The following is a 12273-nucleotide window of genomic DNA, read 5'->3' as shown; positions in this document are numbered from 1 at the left end:
AAGACCTAAGCTCAATATCATGCTTCAGCTGAGTCAGGTGCACTACAGACCTGCTGCCTGTCCCAAGGATCTTCTCAACGGGATCAACCTTAAGGCTGAATTTGGAAACCCAATTGTCATTGCTGGGGCAAGTGGTGAAGGCAAAACAAGCCTAGTAGAAGTTATTAGTGGTCTCTCAAAGGCTCAAAAGGGAATAATCTCATGGAATAACAAAGCTCTTAGTCCCCGTCAAAGGAGATGGCTCTGTGGTGTGGTATTTCAGTTTCCAGAGCGTCACTTTCTCGGTCTTACGGTAAGTCAAGAGTTACGGCTAGGACATAGAAGACTAAGCACTGAGAAGCAAACGTTAGTTCTTAAAAAAGTTGGTCTTAGTGATATAGATCTTCGTCAGGCGCCCGAAAAACTTAGTGGTGGTCAACAACGAAGGCTTGCCCTGGCTATTCAGTTACTTCGCAAACCAAAGGTTCTATTACTTGATGAACCTACTGCGGGTCTGGATTGGTCAGTTAGGAATGAGGTCCTAGGAATTTTGAACAAACTTACAAATGATCAAATCCTTATAATAGTAACTCATGAACCTGAACTATTCCATAACTTATCAAGCAAGTATTTATTAAAAGAGGGATCGCTTAAAGCAACTCCTACTTCAAAAAAATCTTAAAGAATGACTGATCGACTTGTAAGGGCCACAGCTGCAAATGGTGGAATTAGATTAGTAGCAGTTACTGCTACTAATGCCACTAAAGAAGCACAAAAAAGACATGGCATGTCATATCTGACTACTGTAATGCTAGGGAGAGCTATGTCTGCGGGACTTCTATTAGCTAGTTCAATGAAAGTGCGACACGGACGAGTAAATCTAAGGCTCGGTTCAGACGGTCCAATTAAAGGCTTAATGGTTGATGCGGGGAGAGATGGAACTGTTCGAGGTTATGTAGGCGAACCATCTTTAGAGCTTGATCTTATTAAGAATACAGATGGTCAATACAGTTTTAACTTCTCTGAAGCAGCAGGGACCGGATACTTACATGTTGTCAGAGATGTAGGACATGGAGAACCATTTAGTAGCACAGTTGAGCTTGTTAGAGGCGGAATTGGAGAGGATGTGGCCTCATACCTTGTCCACTCAGAACAAACACCATCAGCGGTCTTTGTTGGAGAAAAAATAAATCACGAAAACCTTATTTGTATTGGAGGTTTACTTGTACAAGTTCTACCAAAAGCAGCTAAAGAACCAACCTTAGTAAGCCTTTTAGAGGAGCGTTGTAAAGAAATTAATTGCTTCAGCCAAAAACTAGAAGAGTGCCAAAATAATCTTCCTGAACTTCTTAAAGATGTATTTCCAGATTTAGATACCGAGGTTTTAGAAGATGCAGAAGCAAGTCAAGACATTTTCTTTTCCTGCCGTTGTACAAGAGAAAGAAGCCTTTCCGCTCTTAAGTTACTTGGAAAAGAAGACTTGCGAAAGATGATCAAAGAAGAAGGGAAAGCCGAACTCACTTGTCATTTCTGCAGTAATATTTATCATATTCAAAAATTTGAAATCGAAAAAGTTATTAGAGAAATCGTCGAAGAAGATCAAAGCTGAGGGTTTTTCAACCCAAAAGCAATGAACCTATCCAAAGCAATATTAATGCTGGTATTGCTTCTAACTGATCTGAGGTTAAGAATCCAATAGGTAAAGTAGAAACTTTAACAAGAAGTCCTCCAAGTATTAGTCCTAGAGAAAGCAAAACAACACTCCATCCAAGAGAACTAACAGCTTTACACCCTTTTCGTATTTGACTGAGAAAAACACCAAGAGTAGATATTGCTAATATTAGATCAATACTATTAGGCGAAATCAATAGAAAAGCTATTGCTAAAATGCCTACAGTCAATCTAATAGTTAATCCTGAGCCTTCAGGAAGGCTTAAATCAGGTAATAATCCAACTGAATCAGCATTTCTAGAGGTTGTACTCTTCTGCTGAAACATCGAAGACAAAGAACTACGCACTCCTGAAATACCTCCTCCTTCCAATGGCTTCTCTTCCTTTTGGGAAGCTTTCACAGCAGCGTTACTAACTTTCCCAAGTTGCCGATCTTTAAGACTCACCATAAGCAGGGTGTCGTATGAGGCCTCGATACGAGCCCTGGCCTGCGCATCCTCCCCGACTTCTTCCAAGAGCTTGTCTCGTGCCTCCTGAACCGCCTCAAAGCTGGCTCCTGGCGCCAAACCAAACATTGAATAAGGGTCTTGCTCACCTTGATTCGAGCCAGGGTCAATGCCAGAGCCCATAAATAATGCCTTAAGTTCTCTAAGGGTATAGATCGTAGACTCAAACAAAGATGAGAAATAGAAATTAGAAACTTTTTATCTGAAAACCCGGTCCGATGGAGTCAATAGAGGTTAACGATTTAGCAAAAATTCTCTGGGGTGTCTGTTCTAACCAATTAATTAGATCAATTTAAAGACTTAGGGGCTCAACGCCACTAACTACAGGTGCAACAGCACTTAGATGCAATTTTGGGTGATCCTCAAGGAGTTGGTTTAGGTTCCATTCATTTTTAAAGAGTAAAACCGGTCTAAGCCAGGCATCTTGCACTATTTTACAGTTAAATATCCTGCCTACTTGTTCTAAAACAGGCCAGCCTCCATCCACCCATCTTGCGACTTGAAAACTCATGGGCTCAAGTATAGTTTGAACTCCATATTCATTTTCTAGACGATGTTGGACAACTTCTAGTTGCAACTGTCCGACAGCCGCCAAAATGGGATCTCTCTTCGCTTGATCTCTATCATACAAAATCTGTACGGCACCTTCCTCTCTGAGTTCATTAACTCCCTTCCTAAAGTTTTTAAATGCAGATGGATTTGGGTTCCTTAACCAACTAAATATTTCTGGACTAAAACAAGGAATACCTTCATACTCCAAACGGTTTCCTGTGTACAAAGTATCTCCAATCGCAAACATACCTGGATTATTTAAACCGATAATATCACCTGGATAAGCATCATCAACTACAGCTCTATCTTTACCAAATAGTTTTTGAGGTCGAGAAAGCCTAATTGTCTTTCCTGTTCGAGCATGACTTACTATCATATCCTTTTCAAAACGTCCTGTACAAACTCTTATAAAAGCGACTCTATCTCTATGCCGTGGATCCATATTTGCTTGTAATTTAAAAACAAAGCCACTAAAATTTGGTTCTAATGGATCGACAGTACCCTTTTCTGTCAGGCGACCAACAGGACCTTGAGCCATCTCCAAAAAAGCATTTAAAAAAGGACTTACTCCGAAGTTAGTCATGGCCGAGCCGAAAAATACTGGTGTAAGCTCTCCCGCGTGAATAAGATCTTGATCCATTCCTGAGCCTGCTTCATCTAACAATTCAAGTTCTTCAAGAGCCTTTTCTAACAATTCATTCTCAACAAGTTCCTTTAACCTAGGGTCATTTAAGAGAAAACATTTCTCAGCGGCCTCTTTCCCTCGATCAGCTTTAGTAAAAATAGAAACTTCTTTAGTCCTACGATCAATTACTCCTCGAAAGTACTCCCCACTACCTATCGGCCAATTAACAGCCCAGGTCATCAATCCTAGTTCTGCTTCAATTTCATCAAGGAGAGATAGAGGTTCCTGACCTGGTCTATCCATCTTATTTATAAACGTGAAAATAGGAATATTTCGCATTCTGCATACCTCAAACAACTTGCGTGTCTGAGGTTCCAAACCTTTGGCTGCATCCTCTAACATTACAGCATTATCAGCCGCCGCAAGAGTTCTATAAGTATCCTCGGAAAAGTCCTGGTGGCCGGGGGTATCTAACAAATTAATAGTAAAATCTTGATAGTCAAATTGCAATACAGTTGATGTAATCGAAATGCCTCGCTGTTTTTCTAATTCCATCCAATCTGAGGTGACTTTTCTTTGCTCACCCCTTGCCTTTACTGCACCAGCTTGTTGAATAGCCCCTCCATATAACAATAATTTTTCAGTCAGAGTGGTTTTACCAGCGTCAGGATGAGAAATAATCGCAAAGTTTCGTCGCCTTGCGACTGAGTTCAAAAATAATTGATTACTATCCTCATTCTCAGAGGCATTTTGAGAAGATTTTTTGAGAGAATCATTACCCATGAATCCTTATAGATGCAAATTGAAGATCAATTAGTCAATTGTGCCAAAAACCTCGAGATAACAGTCTGAAAATTCAGTTACAGTTAATCCAGTGAGATCAGACTTTGCAAGCTGAACATTCACTTCATCAACAGTAAAGGAAGCGTGCAACGAGGCCAAATAATCTCGTATCAAAATCATAGGTGACATAGGAAGATACTTCTCCTGAAGAGCCTTGGCAGAATCTCTTGAGCTAGGTCTGCGCAAGTCTCTTAAAAAAAGAAACCCGCCTGGCTTGGCCAGACGCTTAACAGATTTCCAGAAATGAGTTGGTTCATGAAAATGGTGCAAAAGGCTGTTACTGACGAGTATTTCAGCTGACAAGTCCTCAGCAAATGACCCATCAGAAATCTGCTTAAGATTCAAACATCGATAAAACAGTCTGCGATTGATCTCTCCTAAAGAGTCCTTACGTTTTCTCGCCAGGGCAATCATTTCCTCAGCCCCATCCAAACCCAACACAGTGGCAAATGGCCAACGTAATGCCAAGCGCTCTGTTATGTTCCCTGGCCCACAGCCAAGATCAAAAATACGAGTTGATGAATTGGGAAGCCTTCCCGAAAGTTTCAAATTTTTTTCCAATTCATCAACAAAGAAGGAATCGCCCTTACTGAAGTCGGCTTCTGCATAAGCCTTTACTTGTAAAGGATTGTTCATTAACTCAGGTTCAGGAGTCCTCTTCACAGACATAAGGCGGATATGCCACTATTCTCCAGCAGACACTGTCAATGGTGTTACTAAAGCTTGCCGCCACCATTTGTGGCGTTAGCGTTCTCTGTACTTACTTAGCCATCTTCACGCTGTGACTCTGACCCCAAATAAACCAGAAATAGAGATGACTTCATTGAATTCATCAGACCAACGAGGCGATTTTCCATCAACTGCCCCTGCTGCAAATCCAGTTTTTTATAGGACCTACAGCAGGAAAACAAGTGATGGCAGGGAAAGCTGGGCAGAAGTGAGAGACCGGAACCTAGAGGGCTTACAAAAACTTGGTCTTCTCAGTGAAGACGAAGTTGATCTGATGGCACAGATGCAAACCGAAAAAAAAGCTCTTCCCTCGGGTAGATGGCTATGGATAGGTGGAACTTCTTGGATCGACAAGCCTGAAAATTATTCAGGAGCATACAACTGCACTTCTACAAATTTGGTGGATTGGCAGGCTTTTGCTTTAATGATGGACCTTGCGATGATGGGTTGTGGAACAGGTGCAATAATTGAGCCACACCTAATCAATCAACTTCCCCCTATTCGCAACAAATTAAAGATAATTAATGTAAGTGAAATTGGAATAACTCCCGCCAACTCAAGACAGGAATGTACAACACACAAAGTTCTAGGAAACAAAGTAGAAATAAAAGTAGGCGACACCAGACGAAGTTGGGTTGACAGTTATCAACTTTTACTTGAGCTTTCTAGCGATGAGACTTTTAAGGACAATTACATAGAAATAAATGTAGATCTAACAGATGTAAGACCCGTAGGAGAAACCCTAAAAGGTTTTGGGGGAATGGCAAATCCAGTAAAACTTAAAGATCTCTATATTCGTGTTTCCAACTTATTAAATAAAGCGGTAGGGAGAAGACTTACTTCAATTGAATGCTGTCTACTAATTGACGAAGCAGCGGTAACAATTGTCGCTGGTAACATAAGAAGGAGTGCGGGAATGCGTCAATTTTCAGAAAGTGATTCAATAGCGGCAAATGCAAAAGACAATTTATGGCAACAGGATTCAGAAGGCAATTGGCGCATAGATCCCGAACGGGATGCATTACGAATGGCTAATCACACTCGCGTCTATCACACCAGACCAAGCCTAGAAGTTTTAAAAGAAGCTGTAACCAAACAATTTCATTCTGGAGAGGGTGCTATTCAATTTGCCCCTGAGGCTCTAGCCAGAGCGAATGCAGATATTCTCAAAACTACTGAACTTAGAGAGGAATTTATAGATATTTACTGTGATCAAGGAAAGGATGAAGCATCTAAATGGTTACAAAAAAATTATGGGCCAATTCAACAAACTGAACTTAAACATCGATTAGGAAGATATGGACTTAATCCATGTGGAGAAATTCTAGGTGCTGATTTCCATTGCAATCTTGCAGAAATACACCTAAACCAAATAGATCCATCTGACGACGAGGGACAAGCCAATGCCTTCAAAGCTGCAGCCCTATCAGTAGCCTGTTTACTAAATCATCGCTTTGAAGTTGAAAGGTATAGGCAAAGTAGAGCCTGGGACCCAATTGTCGGTGTAAGTTTTACAGGTCTATTTGATTTCTTTGTTCACGCTTTCGGCACCCCCTGGCTGAAGTGGTGGGAAACAGGGAGGCCAGATACAGAAGAAGGGAAATCCTTTAAGAAACAAGAATCTACCTACCTGAGTCAATGGCGAAAAATCGTCAACGAAACTGTATGGGACTATTGCGATCGTCACGGCCTGAGAAGACCTAATAGATGCACCACTGTCCAACCTGCAGGCACTAAAAGCCTATTAACCGGTGCTTCCCCTGGATGGCATCCACCCAAAGCACAGCGTTTTATCCGAAGAATTACTTTCCGCAAAAACGATCCTGTGGCCATGGCCTGCATGGATTATGGCTATACAGTTGTGCCATCTCAATCTGATAAAGACTCGAATGGCAGGCTGTTAGACGATCCTTTTGACCCTATGTGCACAGAATGGCTTGTTGAAATTCCCACAGAAGTCAGCTGGGCCAATATCCCAGGTGCTGACGAGGTAAACATCAACAACTTCTCAGCAATGGCTCAATTTGACTTCTATATGCAAGTACAAAGCTTCTACACAGATCACAACACCTCAGCAACTATAGAATTTAGAGAAGAAGAGATTGAACCCTTAAGTGAAGCCCTATATCAGGCGATAAACAACAATAGAGGATATATCTCAGCAGCTTTATTAGCTCGCTTTGATGCAAACGCTACATTCCCAAGATTACCTTTTGAACCTATTGATTATCAAACCTATGAAAAACTCCAATCAGAAGTTTTTCATAGGAGAGTAAGTAGTAATTTCTTTGAAGCACTCCAGCGTTATGACCAAGGGGAACTTACTGAAGCAGGTCCTGCCGGATGTGACTCTGACAAGTGTCTTCTTCCTTTAGCTAAACCTGGGGATTGAACAATCTTTAGGAAGCCACATCATTCGTGAGTTTCATTCATTATCAAAGAACTCATCTGTAACGCTTAATGAGACTTCTTTCTCAATGTGATCTTCCTCATCCGAGAGAGACCTGTTCTCTCCGAGCTGGCTTTGCTTGGAATCCTTCTTTGGAATCCTTTTATCCTGCGAGCCTAATGGCTTAGAAGTTGGAACTTGAACCGCAATAGGTGGGGATGGCAGGCCCATCTCACAGTACCTGCAGACGTCACTATCAAGTCTAAAAAGATTGAGGTTCAGAGTCTTTTGGCATATAGAGCACTGCCGACCCTGGGGAGGTGGAAAATCCAATTAATTCAACAGAACGACTTTTATCAGATAAGGATCGCATAACCCAGAGAAGTAAAAACAGTTCTGCTGTAGTGAGTCAAAATAAAATATGACCTGTTCGCAAAAAACATCGATAATCACTGTGAACAAGACTAAGGACAAGAAAATCCCAACAAATTCAAAATGATCTTTCAAAACAACCAGACCATGAAGTTGAGCAAGGTCCAACGAGATTCGATAGTGGATGAACTTCGTTCTTGTAAGACATCAGAAGCAATTCTTTCATATGAATCGAGGTTCAACTCAAACTCGACAGTTGGCCCTCTCTACCTAATAGTTTGTGAATTGCTCCGGACAAGATCTATTTCAAGGGGAATAGCCGCAAAATGGTTATCAACGTTATTAGCAGATAGAGAAAATAAGTTGGATATTTTGAGGCAGTAATTTTAATTAAAATATATATGCTTTGATATAATTAATTTAATTATACTAGTAGTAAAGTATCAATATTATTTCTTTGCACGTTCAGAAAAATTAAGCATAAGATTCTTCTTGACTTAAAAAAGCCAAAGAAGAATCTATTTTGAAAAGAGTGCTTAGAAAGGGAAAGGGCCTGTTGCTCCAGAAGAGGAGTTAAAGCCAGTCAATGCCCAGACTCCGAAAGAAAGCAGGATGCAACCCCCAAAGAACATGAGATGAGATACGTATCTAATACGCTCCTTCTCACTTATCTGGCCCGTCATTGGTAGATCGCCCAAAAAACGAGACTGGGAGCTCTTTTGTGAACCAGAGGCCATAGCAGGTGAGGTGTCTGTTCGAATTGGAATTATGACATAAGAAACCAACTAATCACTGGCATTCACCTCTCTAGAAAGCATTTCGACGCAGTTGTTTTCAAAACGGCGAAAAGAAAGGCCTTCCTTCAAAACTTTCGAACAACCCTCTCAAGGGAAAAGCTAGAGCTCAAGGTCAAGATAGAAAGAGGTCTGCGATGCCATAGTTTCTTAGGAAATTCCGGAACAAGCCAGTAAAAAAGGAACATAAGGAAAGGATAAAATTAAGTGCTCTTGACAGGAAGAGGACTGATAACTCTGAAGACGCCCACATATAAAAAGATCTTAGAAAGGTAATGAAACAAAGTTCAGGAGGTTCCTAAAGGGACATATCCATTGGCAGATGACTTCCTCGATTGGAAATTGACAGTCTTCAAGCAGAGGGCTCGACATGACTCAATTGGTAAGATTGTTTTGTTGCCAGCCAAAGCAACGATTATGGAGGGGTGGTCGAGTGGTTGATGGCTCTGGTCTTGAAAACCAGCGAGGTGAGAGCCTCCGTGGGTTCGAATCCCACCCCCTCCGTTCTCAACCCATAAAGAATTATTTCTCGTAAACCGAATAGCCAAAGAAATGTATTTAGGAGAAGAAAGCTAATAAATATAGGCTTTTCGTATGGGCAAAATCACGAGTGAACCATAAAACTCGTTTAGAAATAAAAATTCACCATAAATATAAGCCATAATTCAAGACAATAATCATTTATAACCGATGAGAGAAGCCAGTTTAGTCAATATCCTCTTAAGGATCTTTTCCAAAGCGATGGCTAACATTACTAATTAACCAAAAAAAAGCATTTAGCAGAGCTTCTTCATACTTAAATACAGATTTAAGGAGTTTTTATGTAAACCATCACAATCAGAAAGGATGGTACATGCACCTATTGCACCCAATAACAAAATGGAGCACCTTTAGGCGGTAATCTTGATTTACAACATGGGACTACCAGAACTTGTCCATGCCGATCCACAAGGAGGAACCATCCACAAATACGATCTAACAGGTGGAAAACGTTCCTTCCAAAGATTTCTAGGTTGCTACATGGGATCATGTAAATTCTGCAACAATCTTGAAGAAGCAAGTGAATACTTAAAAACCTTAGAGGTTTCTAGCTAACACAATAAAAGTTATTCAACTATTCGAATACAAAATAATCATTTAACTTGAAGCAGAGGTATAGAATCGTAATGCATATCTCCAGAACCAACGAGTAAAATATATTGATATTATGGAAACAGCTACAGAAGCTATTATTTTATCAGTGGATACATAACCCAATATTGCCTCAGCGGGAAATGTCGTCAAAAAAGCGATGGGAATAACGAAGGTAAATATTGCTCTTAACATAAATGGATAAGCATAAATAGGGTATCTCCCTGCTACCAGTGTGGAGCGGAGTACCTCTGTTACATTCCAAATTTTAACGAACCAAATACTGGTAGTAGCAAGTAAAAACCATAAACTATAAAGGATTGCCAAACTATTTAGCATTAGCAATGAAAACCAAAGGAAATTTCCAATCGATAAATTAATATTACTAGTAGCTAACCCATAAAAAATGAGGCAAATTCCAGCAAGGAAAGAAGGAATTCCCCAAGGGGAAACCACTCTAAATGATAGCCACAACTGACTATCTACAGGTTTTAGTAAAACAAAGTCAAGTGTTCCGTTCTGAACATGGCGAACAATACGACTTAAGTTTGGCTGTAAAATAATATATATAACTGATTCTAATAAGGTATATATTCCAAGAACTATCAACGAGGCCTCCCAACTCCAACCTCCTAATGTAGAGCCAGATGTATAAAATAGAGAAAGAAGGAAGATACTACCAAGCAGGTTACCGATAGTTGCAGAAAATTCCACAAGTACATTGATTCTATACTCTAACTCGCTGGAGATACTTGTTGTCCAGAAAACATTAAGTAGTCTTATTGTTCGCAATAGAGTGTATTTTTTTGACAAATCAGGAGCCCATTGCTGAATAATGTCTTATTCCTTTCTTCCATGCAAAGTTGCTTACCAACAAAAACAAAGTAAACCAGAATAGAAGACCCAATATACCAAGAAGAATATTTTCAGAATTTCCGGCAAAAATATTTGATGGGTAAGAAAGTAGATATGGGAATGGAGTTAGCATTGCAAACTTTCTTATGGGGTCAGGAAATATCTCTAAAGGTGCTACAAGTCCAGAGAGGAATAGATATGGAATCAATAGAAGTCTCTCAATAGCACTGGCTCGCTCACTGAAAAAACAGATCATGGCAAACATCCAATGCATAATAAATCTAGCGAAAAAAGCAAATACCATTGCAATTATTCCCAAGAAAATGTCTAAAGGATCTGGAAGCCAAAAGCTAGATGGATTAAAGAAAAAGAAAATTGCTAGTATAATAATTACTATGGGTATACGTGAAAACTGTTCCGCAACATGAGAACTCAGGTATCGCCAAAATGGTTTTACAGGCTGTAAGAGGAATGGAGATAAACGACCTTCAACAAGATCTTCTTCAAAAATAACCATTACCCAAACAGCTGTAAACTGCCTAACAACAAATGCTGATAAGAAGTATCTATTTAACTCTTGTTTACTAATACCGGAGAGCTGGGCAGCTTGTGAGTCACTCCACAAGCCAAGCATAATCAACGGAAGCAGTCCTGAAATTGCCCATAAAATAATTTCAGCTCTATATTCAAGCATTAATGCATATTGACTCACAATTAGGGCTCGTGCGATCTTGAATCCCTTAATTAAGTTTGGATTAACTCGGAGTTTAAAGATCATTCAAGCTCCTCCCTTTGTAAATAGTTGGCCAATTAGCTTTTCTATAGTTGGATCTCTCACCTCAAAATCCTTTACAGAAAAGGTATTAAGTAGTTTGGTCAGAGTCCTTGTTAGTTCATCACGAGGAACTAACAGTTGAACAAAGGATTCGGAATAATCTTCCACTATTCCGAATTTTTGGAAACCATCTTTTGGGTAAGGTCTAGAAAGCTCAACTCTTAAAGAGCGAGACGGTAAAAGCTCCTTTTCAAGTTCCTCAAGTGAACAGTCATTAAGGAGAGTTCCTTGATGAATTAACAAAACCCTCTTGCAAAGAGAAGTTATATCACCCATATAATGACTAGTGACGATCATTGTTGCGCCGAATTCCCTGTTGTAAGAAGCTAAAAAATCTCTAACTCGCACCTGAGCATTAATATCAAGACCTAATGTTGGCTCATCAAGGAACAATACTGAAGGCCGGTGTAATAAGGAGGCTAAAAGTTCTGCCTTCATCCGTTGTCCTAAAGACAACTTCCTAACGGGGACTTTAAGTTCGTATCCAAGTTCAAGCATTTCAGATAATTCCTTTATTCTGTGATTAGCCTCAAGATCACTAAGTCCATATACAGCAGCATTAACTTTTAACGAATCAAGTGGCGGAAGATCCCAAATCAGTTGTTGCTTCTGACCCATAACAAGGGTAATGTCTTGCAAAAATGATCTTTCTCTCAGAAAAGGGCGATATCCACCAACACGAACAACGCCTGATGAAGGGAAAATTAAACCACAAAGCATTTTTAGAGTGGTTGTCTTGCCAGCCCCATTTGGCCCGATAAAACCAACCATTTCACCTTTGTCTATACGAAAACTCACCCTGGAAACTGCTTCAATTAGACGTTCCTGTCGATTGATGAAATGACTTACAGTGCCAATGATGCCAGGCTTTTTCTCAGAGATTAAATAACTTTTTGAAAGATTCTCTACTTGGATAATGGACATATTTCAACTAGTGCTCCTTGAGACAAATCTAATCGAAGCAGATGGCTTTACCTAGACATCCTCTACGA

General features: G+C 40.1%; 10 protein-coding genes and 1 tRNA gene. 5 read left to right on the top strand and 6 right to left on the bottom strand.

The window, feature by feature from the left end:
* The first annotated feature begins 19 nt into the window (after positions 1-19).
* Both SOI83_RS01010 and hslO read left to right on the top strand, forming a co-directional pair.
* Positions 20-661 (top strand): ABC transporter ATP-binding protein, encoded by a 642-nt coding sequence (locus SOI83_RS01010; RefSeq protein ID WP_320676732.1) that lies wholly within the window; start codon positions 20-22, stop codon positions 659-661.
* Positions 662-664: 3 nt separating this feature from the next.
* Complete coding sequence (hslO, locus tag SOI83_RS01005; protein ID WP_320676731.1) at positions 665-1588, top strand: Hsp33 family molecular chaperone HslO; 924 nt, start codon at positions 665-667, stop codon at positions 1586-1588.
* 7 nt (positions 1589-1595) lie between these two features.
* Here the strand turns inward: hslO and SOI83_RS01000 are convergent, their stop codons facing one another.
* The 3 genes from SOI83_RS01000 to SOI83_RS00990 all read right to left on the bottom strand — a co-directional run bounded on the left by SOI83_RS01000 (position 1596) and on the right by SOI83_RS00990 (position 4812).
* Positions 1596-2279, bottom strand: coding sequence for a CPP1-like family protein (locus SOI83_RS01000; protein ID WP_320676730.1), 684 nt, complete (start codon positions 2277-2279; stop codon positions 1596-1598).
* 169 nt (positions 2280-2448) lie between these two features.
* A complete protein-coding gene (locus SOI83_RS00995) occupies positions 2449-4116 on the bottom strand; it encodes a peptide chain release factor 3 (RefSeq protein WP_320676729.1) in 1668 nt (555 codons plus the stop codon).
* Positions 4117-4146: 30 nt separating this feature from the next.
* On the bottom strand, positions 4147-4812 hold the full coding sequence (locus SOI83_RS00990; RefSeq protein ID WP_320676728.1) for a class I SAM-dependent methyltransferase: 666 nt from the start codon (positions 4810-4812) through the stop codon (positions 4147-4149).
* Between the two features lie 178 nt (positions 4813-4990).
* Between SOI83_RS00990 and nrdJ the strand changes: the two genes are divergently transcribed.
* From nrdJ to SOI83_RS00975, 3 genes are all read left to right on the top strand, one after another.
* The gene (gene nrdJ, locus SOI83_RS00985) at positions 4991-7297 is read left to right on the top strand and encodes a ribonucleoside-triphosphate reductase, adenosylcobalamin-dependent (RefSeq protein ID WP_320676727.1); all 2307 of its coding nucleotides are present in this window, start codon (positions 4991-4993) and stop codon (positions 7295-7297) included.
* 1582 nt (positions 7298-8879) lie between these two features.
* Positions 8880-8964: transfer RNA gene (locus SOI83_RS00980), tRNA-Ser, on the top strand.
* Positions 8965-9375: 411 nt separating this feature from the next.
* Entirely contained in the window at positions 9376-9555 is a 180-nt protein-coding gene (locus SOI83_RS00975; protein WP_320676726.1) for a hypothetical protein, read from the top strand.
* Between the two features lie 42 nt (positions 9556-9597).
* Here SOI83_RS00975 and SOI83_RS00970 read toward each other — a convergent pair whose 3' ends face one another.
* The 3 genes from SOI83_RS00970 to SOI83_RS00960 form a co-directional block, all read right to left on the bottom strand.
* On the bottom strand, positions 9598-10305 hold the full coding sequence (locus SOI83_RS00970) for an ABC transporter permease (protein WP_320676725.1): 708 nt from the start codon (positions 10303-10305) through the stop codon (positions 9598-9600).
* 100 nt (positions 10306-10405) lie between these two features.
* Positions 10406-11224 (bottom strand): ABC transporter permease, encoded by an 819-nt coding sequence (locus SOI83_RS00965; RefSeq protein WP_320676724.1) that lies wholly within the window; start codon positions 11222-11224, stop codon positions 10406-10408.
* Positions 11225-12205 (bottom strand): ATP-binding cassette domain-containing protein, encoded by a 981-nt coding sequence (locus SOI83_RS00960; RefSeq protein WP_320676723.1) that lies wholly within the window; start codon positions 12203-12205, stop codon positions 11225-11227.
* Between the last annotated feature and the right edge of the window lie 68 nt (positions 12206-12273).

It is taken from the genome of Prochlorococcus sp. MIT 1300 (genome assembly GCF_034092375.1).
GTDB lineage: Bacteria > Cyanobacteriota > Cyanobacteriia > PCC-6307 > Cyanobiaceae > MIT-1300.
This window is presented reverse-complemented; position numbering and strand designations above follow the sequence as displayed.

Excerpts from the sequence above, each read along its gene's own strand:
- hslO (WP_320676731.1), top strand. The coding sequence starts at position 665 with ATGACTGATCGACTTGTAAGGGCCACAGCTGCAAATGGTGGAATTAGA.
- SOI83_RS01010 (WP_320676732.1), top strand. The coding sequence starts at position 20 with ATGCTTCAGCTGAGTCAGGTGCACTACAGACCTGCTGCCTGTCCCAAG.
- SOI83_RS00995 (WP_320676729.1), bottom strand. The coding sequence starts at position 4,116 with ATGGGTAATGATTCTCTCAAAAAATCTTCTCAAAATGCCTCTGAGAAT.
- SOI83_RS00990 (WP_320676728.1), bottom strand. The coding sequence starts at position 4,812 with ATGAACAATCCTTTACAAGTAAAGGCTTATGCAGAAGCCGACTTCAGT.
- SOI83_RS00960 (WP_320676723.1), bottom strand. The coding sequence starts at position 12,205 with ATGTCCATTATCCAAGTAGAGAATCTTTCAAAAAGTTATTTAATCTCT.
- nrdJ (WP_320676727.1), top strand. The coding sequence starts at position 4,991 with ATGACTTCATTGAATTCATCAGACCAACGAGGCGATTTTCCATCAACT.
- SOI83_RS00965 (WP_320676724.1), bottom strand. The coding sequence starts at position 11,224 with ATGATCTTTAAACTCCGAGTTAATCCAAACTTAATTAAGGGATTCAAG.
- SOI83_RS00975 (WP_320676726.1), top strand. The coding sequence starts at position 9,376 with ATGGGACTACCAGAACTTGTCCATGCCGATCCACAAGGAGGAACCATC.
- SOI83_RS01000 (WP_320676730.1), bottom strand. The coding sequence starts at position 2,279 with ATGGGCTCTGGCATTGACCCTGGCTCGAATCAAGGTGAGCAAGACCCT.